Raw genomic sequence first — 15,736 nt, forward strand, 5'->3', positions numbered from 1 at the left:
TTTAGTTTCTTTTTAACCTTTGCTACCGCAGCTGATGACAAAGAGAGACTTAGCTTCAATATCGAAATCTGACTCATAACACTTCCTCCAAAGTCAGTGCGGCAACATCGCCAATATAGCGTTTGCGACCAACTTGATTCGTCGTGATGTACTGGTGCGTTTCTGAGCCTTTACCACACACTAAGATAAGGTCACCGCAGCGACTCAGTTGTTTGGCTAATTGAATGGCTTCATAGCGGTCGCTAATCTCATAGCAAAGCGTGGGGCTAACTTGCGAAGTTAACGCACGAAAAATATCCTCTTGCATCTCACCCAACGGATTATCGGAAGTAAAAATAACAACATCAGAATGGGTAGCGCATAGTTTGCCAATATCAGCAGCATCTCGTATCCGGTCGCCAGTCACACCAACGACAGTAATCACTCGCTTAGCCGACTGGGATTGGATGCCTTGATAGAGAGCCGATAGACCATCAAAGTTATGTGCGTAATCAACTAAAGCCAATGCGCCATTATCAAGCGACAGATATTTTGAACGTCCATCCGGCGCAACAACGCTATTCAAGGCATTCGCGATATCAGCTAGCGACCAATTCAGTGCCAACAATGTTGCTGCCATTGCTAAGGTATTTTCAACGTTAAACAGAAAAGGCAGTTGGCTGAAAACGCGCTCTTTGTTGCCTTGATTATTGAGGCTGAAGGTGGCGCCAAATGGCTCAACGTTCAAATCTTCGACATAAAGATCCGCATCTGAATTATCCATTGAGAAAGTTAGGACATTCACTCGGCTGCTTGCTCGCTCTATCGCGACATTGGCGTGGGGATCATCAAGGTTAATCACAGCGGTGCCATTGGGTTGAATGCGATCTAGGATCTGCAGCTTAGCCTGAACATAGCCATCCAGTGTTTTGTGATAATCAAGGTGGTCGCGGCCAATATTGGTGATCACTCCAACAGACAGCGGCACAAACCCTGCTCTATCTTGCACCAACGCATGGCTGCTTAGCTCCATAACATTATCAGTGACCTGCGCATCCGCCATATCTTTGAATAAGTTCAACAATGTCACGCTGTCTGGCGTGGTATTACTCAATTCTTGCTTGTTACCCGCATATTCAACGCCGAGTGTTCCAATATAAGCGCTCTGTCGATTGGTCTTTAGAACCTGATTCAAACCATGTGCAACGGTCGTTTTTCCGTTTGTGCCCGTAATACCAATATGGCGAATTTTCTTATGCGGATACTGATAAAAAGCCTTGATGACCAGCAAGCTTTGGTAATAGCTTCCCGTTACGAATACTGGTACCGATGCCGATATGGGTTTTGTTGCAATGATGGCAACCGCACCATTCGTAATCGCACTTTCAATATAACGATGACTATCATGACTCGTCCCTTCACGACAAACGAATACATCCTGACACTGAACGTGTTCACTGTTTGTTGAGAAGCGCCTAATTGACAATGCGCCCAGTTGTTTTATGAAGCTTTTCAATGTCTCGCTCAACATTCATTTATCCTTTCTGTTAGCTAGGAATTACTAATTGAGTCGAGTATATTTTCCTGTATGCCATCGATGAAATTGAACAAATCAATTCAAGTCATCAGCTATTTTGATAACCTATATTCTTTAGTGTTATCTCTACCAAATGAGAATATTGCTGTGAAAGATCTTAATTGGCGTGGAATCGACCTCAACCTACTGCTCACTTTTGACGCGCTTTTTCGCTTAAAAAGTGTATCGGCAGCTTCAAAAGAGCTGCATTTGGGACAGCCAGCCACCAGTTACAACCTAAAACGACTTCGGGAATTATTGGGGGATCCTCTCTTTGAAAGGCAAGGCAACAAGATGCAACCGACGGTGAGAGCACATGAGATAGCCCCTAAGGTTCAGACGATTTTATCGATTTTCACGCAAGATATTTTACCGGCGGAACAATTTGAGCCAGAGAACTACTCAGGACAGTTCACCATTGGTGTCAGTGATTACGCAGAACAGATTTTTGGTCCTGAGATTTTCGACACTCTTCAGCAACTTGCCCCACTCAGTAAAGTCCTGCTCAAGCCGGTCGATAGTGCGAACTGCGTGACGTTACTCGAAGACCAAAACACGGACCTCTGTATTGGTGTTTTTCAGGAGTTACCAAACCATTTGGATACCACCTTTCTTTACCGAGAAAAGCACCTTTGTACCTTTGATAACAAGGTGTTGAAGACCACACTCCCGATACCGCTCGATACCTATTTAAAGACACCGCAAATGATAATTACGGCTAACCAAGAACTGACGAGCCAAGTCGATATCACGCTAGAAAATATCGGTGTAAAACGTAATGTGGTGCTTGGTACAACACGTTTCTTGACCATTCGAAGAATGCTTTCGGGAAGAAATGTATTAGCCGTGATGGCAGAGATGGTAGGCCGTTCTGAATTGATAGATGATGATTTAGTACTATGCGATCCACCCATTGAAATCCCCGATTTTAACGTCGATATGGTGACATTAAAACGCGACGCCAGTCATCCACGTATCCAGTTTCTTACCCAGCTGGTTCAAAACCTGATTCAAGAAAAAGTAAAAGAGCTTCGACTCATCAAATAGAGCTGGGGTTTACTAGTTAGGGGCTGCGAGAGTATCTAGCTAGGGGCGAGCAAATATTCATGAAACAAACAAGGTTTGCCCCTACTTCACTCAAGTTAAATCACCACTTAATCGACCGCAGATCCCAAAATTATTGAGTGCCCATCAATTTACAAAAGTTATCAAAACGATAAAACAAATCAGCAGGTGAATAATTAAACCAACCAAGCATACCCATCACAAATCACTTCTTAACTTTTTTAGAAAAATTCAAAAATAATTAGAATTTAACCCCTAACTTTACTGAGTATTTTGTTAGTCTTGGAAACAATTATTTACAATCCAAACAAAAATTAATTGGATCGCTTGAGGTTGTTTTTCTTGAATATGAAATTATTCGGCAGTTCCCTAATCCTTTCGGGAACGGCATTAGGGGCTGGCATGTTAGCTATCCCAATGGTGTTGGCTCAATTTGGCTTCATGATCAGCTCAGTGCTGATGCTACTTATCTTTATTGGCACCACATACTCTGCACTCCTACTGGCAGAAGCGTGTACTAAAACCAAAGACAACAGTGGCATGAGCAGTGTTGCTTACCTCACTCTGGGCAGCAAAGGTAAACACTTTATCAATGCACTCTTTTACCTGCTGCTAGTATGCATGTTGATCGCTTATATCTTGGGTGTCGGTGACATCATTCATAAGCTACTGCTAGACGTTGGTATCGATGTATCGGCATCCGTTGCGTATACCATTTTCAGCCTATTGATGGGCGCTATCGTCGTCTCAGGCAAGTCTTATATCGACAAACTGAATCGCGGGCTATTCATCTTGATGGTCGTGATGTTGTTTATCGTTATTGCATCCTTATTTAGCAACATTCGCCTTGATTACCTAACTCAAACCAGCCAATACACGGCCAACGATGTGGTGCAATACAGCGCAGTTATCTTTACTAGCTTTGCCTCTATGGTGGTGATCCCGTCACTGGTTATCTACAACCGTGAAGCGACTCAAAAGCAGATCCGCAATATGATTCTGCTAGGCTCAGTGATTCCATTAATTTGCTACCTAACTTGGTTGTTCGCGATTATCGGCAACCTCGGCACAGACGCGATCAGCCAGTTCCACAATATCTCTGAGTTGATCTCTGCGTTCAGCGGCCAATCTGCTTGGTTGAAAGTGGTGATCGCTCTGTTCTCTGCTTTAGCCTTGGTGACTTCTTTCCTCGGCGTGTCGATGGCGCTTTACGACCAAAACAAAGACGCGGTCACCAACAACAAAGCGTTGGCTTATACGCTAACCTTCATCTTACCTTTGGTATTAGCAGAGCTGTTCGCTAGCCAGTTTGTAAGCATGTTGGACTACGCAGGCATGGTGCTGGTGTTCCTTGCTATCTGGGGACCACTCGCAATGGTAGTTAAGGTTCGTAGACCAGACTTCCCTCACCTACAAACCGAGGGCAGCTATACAGCAGCCGGTGGCGACACGGCACTAATGGCGACATTTGGTTTTGGCGCGTTGATTTTCGTGTCTTGGTTTATGGGGTAGCTCATCACTCGGTCATAGACCTAAAAAGATACCAAGAAGAGCAGCTTTGGCTGCTCTTTTTTTATGCCTAATATTCTTACCTACAAACTCTGCCTTCATCGCCAAATCCAATTAACTAAGCCTTCAGATAAAGTAATTAGAAACAATCATTTAGATAAACCCTCTCTCAGTATTTCAAACTCCAGCCCTGCTCAAAACAGCATGATCTATGATCATATAAAGTAGATCGATTGCTGATACATCTGATAATTAGATCACAAAACAACCTCAATGGTATTGTATTGGTATTATCATTTGAAATACCATCATTTGCGTACCCTACAGTACTAAAGGACATAATAATGAAATCGAATAACTTCAAACTGTCTTCAATGATGTTCATTGAATGGTTTATCTGGGGAGCATGGTTTGTTCCCCTATGGCAAATACTCAATACCAATGGATTCACACCAACTGAGATCGCATGGTCTTACGCATGTACCGCGATCGCCGCGATCATTTCACCGATCTTAGTTGGATCAATCACCGACCGATTCTTCGCTGCACAGAAAGTACTTTCTGTAATGTTGATAGCAGGTGCAGGTTTGATGTACTTAGCGGCTCAGCAAACCGAGTTCGCCACCTTCTTCCCACTACTTTTGCTTTACTCGTTAACTTACATGCCGACGATTGCACTGACCAACAGCATTGCTTTCTCTAACGTAGAAGACGTAGAGCGTGACTTCCCGCGCATTCGTGTTATGGGTACGATCGGTTGGATTGCATCAGGTATCGCTATCGGCTTCCTACCAGGTTGGTTAGGCTATGGTGATATTTCATCAAGCAATATCCCACTTATTCTTACCGCTTTAGCATCTTTGGCTCTGGGTATCTTCGCGCTAACATTGCCAGATACACCACCGAAAAGTACCGGAAAACTCAGCCTTAAAGTGATGCTTGGCCTAGACGCTATCGTGCTGCTAAAAGACAAAAACTTCCTAGCATTCTTCGTTTGTTCTTTCATGTTCAGCATGCCTCTAGCGTTCTACTACATCTTCGCTAATGGCTACCTAACTGAAGTCGGAATGAGTAATGCGACAGGTTGGATGACGCTGGGTCAGTTCTCTGAAATCTTCTTTATGCTGGCACTACCATTCTTCACAAAACGATTTGGTATTAAGAAGGTATTACTTCTTGGTCTATTTACTGCCGCGGTTCGTTACGGATTCTTCGTTTATGGTAGCGCAGACACTTGGTACCTCTACTCACTGCTATTCGCAGGCATCCTATTACATGGTGTGAGCTACGACTTCTACTTCGTAACGGCCTACATCTATGTCGACAAAAAAGCACCGGCTCACATGCGTACCGCTGCGCAAGGCCTTATCACACTCGGTTGCCAAGGTATTGGTAGCTTGCTGGGTTACCGCTTAGGTGGCGTGTTGATGGAGAAGATGTTCGCTTATGACGAACCACAAAACGGACTAACGTTTGACTGGGGTGGTATGTGGGGCTTCGGCGCCATCATGATAGCCATCATCCTCGTTATCTTTATGTACTTCTTCCGTGAGCCAAACGGCGAGATCAAAGAGATCAAAATCGACAACAAATCAGATGGAAACCCATCAGAGCAGACTCAAGTAGAAAAAGCTCAAGCGTAATTTTATACCTGCTCAGTCTCTCTCCTAGTTTCTGACTGAGCAGCTTTTAGATAACCTATTTTTGGTGAAGTAAGATGAACATTTCAAAACAAGACAGAATTTTAGGCACTTTTTATGGTCAAGCACTGGGTGATTCAATGGGAATGCCATCAGAGCTTTGGCCAAGAAGCCGAGTAAAAGCACACTTTGGTTGGATTGACTCTTTCCTGCCGGGGCCAGCTGAAAACAACGCCGCTTGTTACTTCGATGCTTGCCAGTTCACGGATGACACCTCAATGGCGTTGGCTCTTGCAGACGCTATCATTGAATGCGATGGCGAAATCTCACCAGAGATCATTGCTCGTAACGTATTAAGTTGGGCTGAAGGCTTCGATGCATTCAATAAAAACATTTTCGGCCCAAGCTCGAAAGCCGCGATGCGCGCGATTAAAGAAGGCACTTCAATTGACGAGCTTGAAAACAACGGCGTAACTAATGGCGCAGCAATGCGTGTATCGCCAATGGGCTGCCTTGTACCAACCACCAGCCTAGATACTTTTATCGGCCAAGTCGCTCTGGCTTCAAGCCCAACACATAAATCAGACGTTGCGATTGCGGGCGCGGTTGCCATTGCTTGGTCTGTATCGAAAGCGATTGAAGGTCACAGCTGGAACACAATTAAAGACCAGCTACCTGCGATTGCTAACTCAGCACAAACTAAGAACATCACCACTTTCAGTGCTTCAATGGGCGCACGTATTGAGCTTGCACTTATGGTGGCGTCAGAAAACAGCGGCATTGAAGAGCGCATGGAAAAGATCTACAACTTAGTCGGTGCAGGTGTAAGTACGATTGAGTCGGTTCCGGCTGCTATCGCAATGGTTGAACTGGCTGAAACCGATCCAAATCGCTGTGCCATTCTATGTGCCAACTTAGGTGGTGATACCGATACGATAGGCGCAATGGCTACTGCAATTTGTGGCGCATTGAATGGTATTCAAGCTATCGATGTCGAACTGAAAAAACAGCTCGATGACGAAAACCAACTCGACTTTACCGGTTACGCTGAAACCTTCCTACGCTTAAGAGAGATTAAGGAGCAAGGGTATGCCTCATAGTGCTTTGATCACACTGATTCCAACTCTACAAAACAAGCGACAGTTGTGCCTAATCGGCGCTGCCGTGGTCGATATCGTGACAGAGACACCTGCGCTACCGAAACGTGGCACTGATGTCGAGCTCACAGAGAAAGGCATTCATGTCGGCGGTTGCGCTCTCAACATCGCCATTGCTTTGAAGAAGCTCGGCGTTGAATCTATTAATGCTCTACCGATTGGCCAAGGTAAATGGGCGGACATCATCACTGCCGCGATGGCTGAGAAAGGCCTAACAAGTAGCCTGCAAGATCCAAGTGGCGACAATGGTTGGTGCTTAGCGTTAGTTGAACCCGATGGTGAACGTACTTTCCTGTCCGTCAGTGGTGTCGAGAACAACTGGAATCAACAAGCGCTTGAACAACTCAAGCTGCAAGACGATGCGATCATCTACCTCTCTGGATATCAATTGTCTTCAGCTTGTGGAGAGCAGATCGTTAGCTGGCTTGAATCACTGCCAAGCGGTATTGAGCTATTCATCGATTTCGGTCCTCGTATTGGAGACATTCCAAAGCCATTATTTGAGCGCCTAATCAAGCTGAAACCGACCATATCTTTAAATCGCCAAGAAGCCGAAGTGCTCGGCATGCAAGAGATAAACGCGTTTGTAGAACAATGGCATAACCAGTATGGCTGCCCACTGATTCTGCGTATCGACAGTGATGGTGCTCTGTTCGCTACTCAAAATGGCTACGGGAACGTTGCGCCATTTAAAGCGACCGTGGTTGATACTATTGGCGCAGGTGATACCCATGCGGGTGGCGTGTTAGCGGGCTTGGCTTCCGGCTGGGAACTGCCTGACGCGATCTTACTTGGCAATGCGGTTGCGTCTTATGTGGTGAGTCATGTGGGTGGCGACTGCGCGCCAAGCGTTGACGAGATAACTCACTACCTTAACCAATACTAATTCCTGTTAAGTCATGTAGACACAAGGCTCAGTATTACTGGGCCTTTTTGTTATGCCTGTCTTTCTTTTACCTAGCTTTTTTGGCCTTTCTAATATGAATCATTCTTCTGTTATGAACCGTTCTTCCAATGCAAATAACAAAGCGACGAGGATTCTGCTTGCGAGCTGTGGGATCAACCTTTGTATCGGCGTGCTCTATACCTGGAGCGTTTTTAAGAACTCGCTACTAGAACTCGGTTGGAACAACACTCAAGCCTCGATGCCCTACACCATCACTATAATCACCCTATCATTGGCGCTACTCATTGCTGGTCGTATTCAAGATAAAATCGGCCCACAAAAAGTATTAATGGTGGGTTCTTTGATGGCTGGCGCGGGAATGATCTTGGCGAGCCTCTCGTTAACGCCTTGGAACTTAAATGTCAGCTTTGGTTTGGTCACCGGCGCCGGTATCGGATTCGCTTATGCGTGCTTGAATCCAACCGCGATGAAGTGGTTTCACTCTTCACAAAAAGGCATGGTCAACGGGTTACTCGCCACAGCATTCGGTCTTGCTGCTATCTATTTAGCCCCACTTACTAGCTACTTAATATCTGTTATTGGGTTAGAGCAAAGCCTACGAGCGTTAGGTATAGGTCTAGTACTGATCGCTTTCCCATTGGCTTGTTCTATCAAAAACCCACCAGCAGGGTATGAGCCGAAAGCCAATTCAGAAAAACCTGATTCCTCAAAGCCTACACCGCCTTCCGCTCGAAATTACATATGGAAAGAGATGCTCGCCACCAAGCAGTTCTACCTGTTGTGGTTCACTTATGCCTTCGGTGCTGCCGCTGGCTTGATGATCATCGCCAACATCACCTCGATTGCTGCTGAGCAAGCCAATATCTTAGAAGGCGCTTATTTGATTGTGACCTTATCGATATTCAACTCAGCAGGTCGATTAGTCTCTGGGTTATTGAGCGATAAGATTGGCGCATTAAAAACGTTGGCGATCGCGCTTGGGCTACAAACCATCAATATGCTGCTGTTCAGCCAGTTTGTTTCTAGCCCGACCCTAATGGTTGGCGCGGCATTGGCAGGCATTGGATATGGCACCTTGTTAGCAGTGTTTCCTTCAATCATGGCGGACTTATACGGCCTGAAAAACTTTGGCGCCAACTACGGAGTGCTTTATACCGCTTGGGGCATTGGTGGCTTTATCGGCCCTATCCTTGCAGCAATCTCCGTCGATTGGTACGGCAGTTACTCAATAGCCTATTTGATCTGTGCTGTGTTGGTAAGTATCGCCACAGTCCTAACCTTCAAAGTAAAACCCATTTCAACAGAGCCTAGTAGCGACAAAGAGTTAGCCCCACATTACCAACCAGAACGTTCAAACTAACTGGATAAAACTTCTGAGTGGTGGAATCTTTGTTTCGCCCTCAGATTTCACATTTCTATTAAGTGTGGGCTGAGAACTTCGGGTATACTTCGGTTAAATATAAAAGCTAAAACAGACCTTTATGAGCGCTTATCAACCACTGCTTACCTTGATTCAGGAACGAATCGACCAGAAAGATAAATCACCTCTGTATCTGAAGATTGCCGATTCAGTAAAGCTCGCGACTGAGCAACAAATGTTGAAGGGCGGTGACTTTATCCCAACGGAACGTGAATTCAGCGACAAGCTTGGTGTCTCTCGAATTACGGTCCGCAAAGCATTGGATATTCTAGATAAGGAAGGGGTGATAGTTCGCTCTCGTGGTTTGGGCACTATGATCAGCGAGACTGTTGAATACTCAAGTAAAGAAGCGACAGGCTTCTCTCAACAAGTGGTTCTAAAAGGCAAAAAACCCGACACATTGTGGATAAAGAAAGATGTGGTTCCTTGCTCTTCAGAAATTGCCAAGATGCTTAAAATTGCAGAGAACGATCAAGTCTTTCTATTGAAGCGCGTTCGTTACATCGACGAACAAGCTGTCTCTATTGAAGAGTCTTACGTCCCTGCTCATTTGATCCATGACCCAGACGAAATTCAATTGTCGCTTTACGACTACTTCCGCAGCCAAGACATATCACCAACCAAAACGCAAAGTCGTGTGTCTGCAAAAATGCCAACTGAAGAGTTCCTAGAAAAACTCAATATCGACGAAACCGTGCCTGTACTGCTTATCGAACAAACCGCTTACGATAAAAAAGGCGTTCCGATTGAATACAGCATCAACCGCTGTCGTGGCGATATGTATGTGTTTGTGAGTGAAGATTAAACCTCGCATCCAAAATACAGCAGATACAAAAAGCCCGTTAGTCCTGCTATTAAAAGTAGAGACTAACGGGCTTTTTACTTCTTATTGGAGTGCTTGCTAGTTAGCTCTTAAACGTACTCGCAATATCTTTCAGTGAAGCCGCCAGTTCAGCTTGTTCTTTGGCTGTTGCAGCTATTTGCGTTGCGCCTGTCGTAGATTCTGTCGACTTCTGCTCTACTGCCATCACGTTCTGAGCGATGTCTTGAGTCACTACGGCTTGCTCTTCGGTAGCGGTTGCGATCTGCTCAGTCATGCTAAAGATCTCGCTTACCGATGCTGAGATTCCTTGTAAGGTGTGTTCCACCTCTTTTGAATCCTCAACCGCTTTAGACGACATCTTCTGGCTGTTATCAATCACATTAAACGCGGTTTGCACATCAGACTGTAGCGAGCTGATGAAACCTTCGATTTCAGCTGTCGACTGTTGAGTACGCTGTGCTAACGTGCGAACTTCATCGGCCACTACCGCGAATCCGCGGCCTTGCTCGCCCGCTCGTGCTGCTTCAATTGCCGCGTTCAACGCCAATAGGTTGGTTTGCTCCGCTACTGACTTAATCACATCAATTACACTGTTAATGTTATTACTGCTCTCGTGTAGATGCGTGATCTTTTCAGCGAGGTCATTAATTTCAGATGCCAGTTTTTCAATCGAGTGATAAGAATCCTGAACTGTACTCAAACCTTCTTGTGACTGCTCATCGACCATTTTAGCGGAGCTTGCCGTCTGCTGAGTTTTCGCTGCCACTTCATTTACCGTTGCTGATAACTCTTCTGTCGCCGTCGCAACTAAGCCAATTTGGTCTTGTTGTTGAACCAACGTATTCGAGTTGTAGTGACAAGTTTGTGAGGTTTCTTCAGCGGCAGAAGCCAGGGTCAAACTCGATTGAGACAAGTTGTCGATGACATTCGAAAACTTCTCTAGCGTTTCGTTGAGTGCCGAAGAGATCAGCCCAAGCTCGCTGTTGCCAACGAACTGAGCGCGAACTGTTAAGTCGTTGTCATTACGAACCTTAGACAACATCACTGTAAGATCTTTTACTCTCATCGTCAGGTCGCTGATCGCCTTATAGCTCACGAAGGTCGCGAACAAGGTTATCAAAGCAAACAGACCTATACTCATCATCATCGCAGACTGCGCCTCTGACATTTTTTTCTCTGTCAGTGCGATAAGTGACTCTGCTAGGTGGTTTTCTGTTTTCTTTAGCTGAACAATACGAGCGGTAGATTGCGAGAACCAGTACACAGGATCAACATCAAAACCGCTCATCTTAGATTCAGCCAAACCACGAAGCTTTTCTACTTCTGCCACCGAACGATCATTCAATTGCTGTTCAAAAAAACGAACATTAGCTGGGTTGCTCAATACCTCAAAGTTTGAGAAGTAGGTATTTTGCTCAGTCACCAAAGAGATGAATTTAACCAACATGCCTGGGCCAAATTCATTTTTAGAGAAGGTGTTGTTGAGAACCGCACGCTCAATACCGGCACGCTCTTTACCTTGTAAAAAGTTGTAGTAAGCGATGGTTTCTGTGGTGATGGCAGCATCAGAGCTAAGCTCAGCAATTAACGCCGATACGCTCAACAGCTTTGCATTCAGTTGGGTGTAATAACCCAAAGCCTCAGATAGCGGAATTGATTGAGAATCGACTCGATTTCGAATAGAAGAAAGTTGATTAAGGCTTTGGCTGATCTCTGTATTCAAACGGTTGATCTGTGGCAGTTCGATATCGGCAGACTGCCAGTAATCGTTTCTTTGGTTGCGTCGGTTGTCAGCACTGGTTCTCTGCGCGGCTAATTCACTGACAAACTTGGTTCCTTGAGAACCAATAAAGCCGGCGGTCATGCCTCGCTCTTTTTGTAACTCATGCACTAACTCACTGTACACAACCGAAAGACGTGTCAGTTGGTTTAATGAAGACATTTCAGTCTTGGTTTCCACGCCCTTGGATATCGCAGAAACACTGAGCCAGAGAAATCCTAAGATCGGTAAAATAAGCAAGGCGATGATTTTTTGCTTAAAAGACATATCGGTTAATTTCATTTTTATTTCCTAGCAGCTAACAAATCTTTTCAGTCATCTAACACGCACATCCTTAATAAGATGCGCCTCAATTGTGACTGTATAATTATTCAACTTGATCAATGTGCATCAATTACCGTGCCACACAGATCGCGATGCGATGAAGGTAACATTTAACCTTACAAAATTCATTGATTTACCGATAAAACTGTTAGCTAAGCGACCTAACGATACCAAAAACACGTGCAACAACATTTTATTGACGTAAGCGACTGAAATATGACACATTTTAACTACCCAAAAGGGGTAGGCCTGCACCAATTATGTGCTCAGAGAAAACGATATATTCAGAACCATCTATAGATTCAACGCTCACCAGAGATTGATTCACATCCCTATTCTGCGCTGATTAACTGTCTATTCCTCGTTAACTAAATATGTATAATGCCGAATTATTAAAGTAGAGATTCGCAATAAATATGCGACAACAACTGAGAGGTATTGTATGGATTGTCCCGCTTGCGAAGAACATATCGGTTGGGAATGGGTAGAAGAAGCGGCCATTGAACCCAATGAGGAATTCGATTGCCCAGAGTGCGAAGCAACATTGATGTACACCATCGATGAAGGCACCTACTACGGCGCTCAGCACAAGACCGTAGAAGTTATTGATGATTAAGATTATTTCCTGATGATCGGGGTGTTTTATTAACTCTTTGATATTCTAAGCCTGCGCAAAGCAGCTAAACACACCTTTACTAGAACGGGCGTTCAGCATAAAATATTGAACACATGTTCAGATTAATGAAGTAGATGTTATGGCTAAGACCGCTAAGTTCGATAGACAAGACGTAGTAGATAAAGCAACGAACCTGTATTGGGAAAAGGGCTTTCATGCGACTTCTATGCGTAACCTTCAAGACGTGATTGATATGCGTCCGGGCAGCATCTACGCGACGTTCGGCAGCAAAGAAGGTTTGTTTAAAGAGACGCTTGCTCGCTATACCGAACTTGGCATCCTCAACCTGAACCGCTTCCGCAGTGAAACCGAATCGCCTATCAAAGCGCTGGAAAACTTCGTAAAACGCGCCGTTGTCGAATCGAAACAGAGCGCGCCAAATGGCATGTGTATGCTGGCTAAAACGGTCGCTGAACTGACTGATGAACACGCAGAATTGTTAGCAGAAGCGAAGAAGTCACTTAAGATAATGGAAGGCGAGTTCGCCAAGCTGATTGCAGAATCACAAGAATTGGGTGAGATCAGCAAAGAGCGCGAGCCGACTCAACTTGCTCGTCATGTTCAGGTCCAAATCGCAGGCCTGCGTACCTACGCCAAAACCTGTGACGATATTGATTTACTCAACTCAATGGTTGAAGACGTATTTAAGTACCACCCTTTTTAGCGTCTGACCTGACTGATTGGGCACAATACAAAAAGACTACACTTTCACCTTAACCGGCCTGAGCGGAGTCTTTTTAGCTTTGATCTAGTTAACTTTATAGATGATAAATTTTGCGGTTTAAGGGTTACACCTTTCTCATGATCAACGCCTGAGCATTAAGCATCGCCTCTTTGGTACTAACATCTAACGTTTTCACGTTCGCAAAGCGCTCTACTTCTTTAATCGCCACATCGTGAGCAAAGATCACCAACCTCGCCCTTTCAATGTCTTTCTGGGTAATGCGATTACCTATCCCGTTGGCACCTTGTGTCTCGACTTTAATCCGAACCCCGAGATGATGCGCCGCCTTTTCTAACGATTTCGCAGCCAAGAAAGTATGGGCAACACCAGACGGACAAGAAGTGATCGCCAATACATCCGCTTGCCCCTCTTCCGTTACCGAACCACCGGTAAACTGATTAGAATTCACTTCGCCTTCGACCACGTTCTTCTTCAGAAGAATCACGATAAAAGCTGTCGTTAGAGCCCCCGCGAGTGTGCCAACGATATAGCCAATCTTGCCATCAACCACTGGCAATACTATCCAGCCGCCCCATGGAGCATGGTTCACTACATGGAACATAAAGCCAACCACGTTACCGACAATGCCACCAGCAACAACCGCAGGCAGAACGCGCGCAGGATCGGCGGCAGCAAAAGGAATCGCGCCTTCACTGATGCCGATCATTCCCATAATGCCTGCAGCTTTACCCGCTTCACGCTCGTCTCTTTTGAATTTCTTCGGCGATAAGAAAGTCGCCAATGCCATACCTAGAGGTGGCGTACAAATCGCAATTCCGACACCGCCCATCAACCATGGCTGAGTATTCACCTGAGTTTGGGCAAACAGCGTTGCTACTTTATTGATTGGGCCGCCCATATCAAAGGCCGTCATTGCACCTAAAATACTGCCCAACACCACTTTTCCTGAGCCTGCCATGCCAGTCAGCATTTGGTTCATCTCTAGCATCACTTGAGCTATCGGTGAGCCAATCACCCACATCACCGCACCACAAGTTACGAAGGTGCCCACTAGTGGATAGATGAAGATCGAGCTCAGCGAGATCATGCTGTCTGGCAGTTTGATCTTCTTGAGTAGATTAACCACAAAGCCCGCGAAGAAGCCGACCACAATCGCACCGAGGAATCCGGTATTGTATTGATTGACCGCGACCCAAGAACCAATCATGCCGGGCGCTAAACCCGGTTTGTCAGCCATTGAATACGCGATGTAACCACCGAGCACCGCAGTAAACAGGGTTAGCCCCGCGATGCCCATTTGTGCGATGTCTGCTAGCACGCCACTTTCAGGAACTGCGCCATGACCAGACATCATCACCGACAAAGACAAAAGCACACCACCTGCAACCACGAAAGGAATCATGTGTGAGGTGCCGTATAACAAGTGTTCTTTGAGGCGATTAAGAGATTGTGCCCAAGGGCTTAGTGGTTCGATATACACTTCATGATGGCTAGAGGCGTAGCTATCGAACGATTCTGAATTGGCTTCAAGAAACAGCTCTTGAGCTTCCTCGACAGACTCCACCGCCTTTAATTTTGTAACAAAGCCATCTTCGATAAGTCTGGTCGAAATCTGAGCTAGCACCTCGATATGGTGGTCGTCGTTGTTGTCTGGGGAAGCGAGCATAAAGAACACATCCGACAGTTCGCCGCCGTCTGCGCCATAATCGATGCCAGAGCGGCTGATACCTACCGCCACAGCTGGTTTAGCTACAGCAGTACTTTTCGCGTGTGGAATCGCAATACCATCGTCAAAGCCTGTATTACCGATGGCTTCACGCTTCCAGATGTCATCAAGGAATTCACGTTTATTGGAGAGCTTACCGGTACGGTCGAGCAGTTCAACAAGCTCTTCAAATACCGCCTGTTTTGAGTCGGCTTGTAAATCTAAGCAGATGATCTCGGGCTCGATAATGTTGGTGATATCCATATGCTGCTCTGCCTCGCCTGATTTCAGACTGAAGTAATTACGTAAGTGATAAGGTTAATAAGATGAAAAGATTAACGGTGTGAAGGCACTCAATATATAGGACGAAAGGTGCATTAACTGGATTATTGTAACCAAGAACTCAGAGTGTGACTTTCACCTTGGAATAAAAAACGCCAATCCATAAAATCCACAGAACCCATAACAATATCGTCCCTCCGCCATGCGA

At 45.4% G+C, this 15,736-nt stretch carries 12 protein-coding genes; 9 read left to right on the forward strand and 3 right to left on the reverse strand.

Going from position 1 to position 15,736, the window contains the following annotated elements; all coding sequences use genetic code 11:
- Window positions 1–73: 73 nt before the first annotated feature.
- Entirely contained in the window at window positions 74–1,510 is a 1,437-nt protein-coding gene (locus HRQ85_RS00395; protein WP_172378352.1) for a Mur ligase family protein, read from the reverse strand.
- Window positions 1,511–1,663: 153 nt separating this feature from the next.
- On the opposite strand from HRQ85_RS00395, the gene HRQ85_RS00400 reads away from it, so the two are divergent.
- The 7 genes from HRQ85_RS00400 to HRQ85_RS00430 all read left to right on the forward strand — a co-directional run bounded on the left by HRQ85_RS00400 (window position 1,664) and on the right by HRQ85_RS00430 (window position 10,058).
- On the forward strand, window positions 1,664–2,602 hold the full coding sequence (locus tag HRQ85_RS00400; protein WP_172378353.1) for a LysR substrate-binding domain-containing protein: 939 nt from the start codon (window positions 1,664–1,666) through the stop codon (window positions 2,600–2,602).
- 366 nt (window positions 2,603–2,968) lie between these two features.
- Entirely contained in the window at window positions 2,969–4,132 is a 1,164-nt protein-coding gene (locus HRQ85_RS00405; protein WP_172379322.1) for an amino acid permease, read from the forward strand.
- Window positions 4,133–4,473: 341 nt separating this feature from the next.
- Complete coding sequence (locus tag HRQ85_RS00410) at window positions 4,474–5,772, forward strand: nucleoside permease (protein ID WP_048611695.1); 1,299 nt, start codon at window positions 4,474–4,476, stop codon at window positions 5,770–5,772.
- A 74-nt stretch (window positions 5,773–5,846) separates the two neighbouring features.
- Window positions 5,847–6,869, forward strand: a complete 1,023-nt coding sequence (locus HRQ85_RS00415) for an ADP-ribosylglycohydrolase family protein (RefSeq protein WP_172378354.1) — start codon at window positions 5,847–5,849, stop codon at window positions 6,867–6,869.
- Window positions 6,859–7,812: a PfkB family carbohydrate kinase gene (locus HRQ85_RS00420; protein ID WP_172378355.1), complete on the forward strand. Its 954-nt coding sequence runs from the start codon at window positions 6,859–6,861 to the stop codon at window positions 7,810–7,812. The genes HRQ85_RS00415 and HRQ85_RS00420 overlap by 11 nt, the downstream gene beginning before the upstream one ends.
- A gap of 94 nt (window positions 7,813–7,906) precedes the next feature.
- Window positions 7,907–9,193 (forward strand): L-lactate MFS transporter, encoded by a 1,287-nt coding sequence (locus HRQ85_RS00425; protein WP_253918821.1) that lies wholly within the window; start codon window positions 7,907–7,909, stop codon window positions 9,191–9,193.
- A 121-nt stretch (window positions 9,194–9,314) separates the two neighbouring features.
- Complete coding sequence (locus tag HRQ85_RS00430; protein ID WP_048611702.1) at window positions 9,315–10,058, forward strand: GntR family transcriptional regulator; 744 nt, start codon at window positions 9,315–9,317, stop codon at window positions 10,056–10,058.
- Window positions 10,059–10,158: 100 nt separating this feature from the next.
- Here HRQ85_RS00430 and HRQ85_RS00435 read toward each other — a convergent pair whose 3' ends face one another.
- The gene (locus HRQ85_RS00435; protein ID WP_172378356.1) at window positions 10,159–12,138 is read right to left on the reverse strand and encodes a methyl-accepting chemotaxis protein; all 1,980 of its coding nucleotides are present in this window, start codon (window positions 12,136–12,138) and stop codon (window positions 10,159–10,161) included.
- A gap of 484 nt (window positions 12,139–12,622) precedes the next feature.
- Between HRQ85_RS00435 and HRQ85_RS00440 the strand changes: the two genes are divergently transcribed.
- Both HRQ85_RS00440 and HRQ85_RS00445 read left to right on the forward strand, forming a co-directional pair.
- Window positions 12,623–12,796: a hypothetical protein gene (locus tag HRQ85_RS00440; RefSeq protein ID WP_017061661.1), complete on the forward strand. Its 174-nt coding sequence runs from the start codon at window positions 12,623–12,625 to the stop codon at window positions 12,794–12,796.
- Window positions 12,797–12,935: 139 nt separating this feature from the next.
- Entirely contained in the window at window positions 12,936–13,520 is a 585-nt protein-coding gene (locus tag HRQ85_RS00445; RefSeq protein WP_017087226.1) for a TetR/AcrR family transcriptional regulator, read from the forward strand.
- Between the two features lie 124 nt (window positions 13,521–13,644).
- Here the strand turns inward: HRQ85_RS00445 and HRQ85_RS00450 are convergent, their stop codons facing one another.
- Window positions 13,645–15,510: a fructose-specific PTS transporter subunit EIIC gene (locus HRQ85_RS00450; RefSeq protein WP_172378357.1), complete on the reverse strand. Its 1,866-nt coding sequence runs from the start codon at window positions 15,508–15,510 to the stop codon at window positions 13,645–13,647.
- Window positions 15,511–15,736 lie beyond the last annotated feature (226 nt).

The organism is Vibrio sp. Vb339 (genome assembly GCF_902751245.1).
GTDB classification, from domain to species: Bacteria; Pseudomonadota; Gammaproteobacteria; order Enterobacterales; family Vibrionaceae; genus Vibrio; species Vibrio coralliirubri.

What these genes read in the sequence shown, in the direction of transcription:
- HRQ85_RS00450 (WP_172378357.1), bottom strand. Translation starts at nt 15,510, where the DNA reads ATGGATATCACCAACATTATCGAGCCCGAGATCATCTGCTTAGATTTA.
- HRQ85_RS00415 (WP_172378354.1), top strand. Translation starts at nt 5,847, where the DNA reads ATGAACATTTCAAAACAAGACAGAATTTTAGGCACTTTTTATGGTCAA.
- HRQ85_RS00445 (WP_017087226.1), top strand. Translation starts at nt 12,936, where the DNA reads ATGGCTAAGACCGCTAAGTTCGATAGACAAGACGTAGTAGATAAAGCA.
- HRQ85_RS00430 (WP_048611702.1), top strand. Translation starts at nt 9,315, where the DNA reads ATGAGCGCTTATCAACCACTGCTTACCTTGATTCAGGAACGAATCGAC.
- HRQ85_RS00435 (WP_172378356.1), bottom strand. Translation starts at nt 12,138, where the DNA reads ATGAAATTAACCGATATGTCTTTTAAGCAAAAAATCATCGCCTTGCTT.
- HRQ85_RS00420 (WP_172378355.1), top strand. Translation starts at nt 6,859, where the DNA reads ATGCCTCATAGTGCTTTGATCACACTGATTCCAACTCTACAAAACAAG.
- HRQ85_RS00410 (WP_048611695.1), top strand. Translation starts at nt 4,474, where the DNA reads ATGAAATCGAATAACTTCAAACTGTCTTCAATGATGTTCATTGAATGG.
- HRQ85_RS00425 (WP_253918821.1), top strand. Translation starts at nt 7,907, where the DNA reads ATGAATCATTCTTCTGTTATGAACCGTTCTTCCAATGCAAATAACAAA.
- HRQ85_RS00395 (WP_172378352.1), bottom strand. Translation starts at nt 1,510, where the DNA reads ATGTTGAGCGAGACATTGAAAAGCTTCATAAAACAACTGGGCGCATTG.
- HRQ85_RS00405 (WP_172379322.1), top strand. Translation starts at nt 2,969, where the DNA reads ATGAAATTATTCGGCAGTTCCCTAATCCTTTCGGGAACGGCATTAGGG.
- HRQ85_RS00440 (WP_017061661.1), top strand. Translation starts at nt 12,623, where the DNA reads ATGGATTGTCCCGCTTGCGAAGAACATATCGGTTGGGAATGGGTAGAA.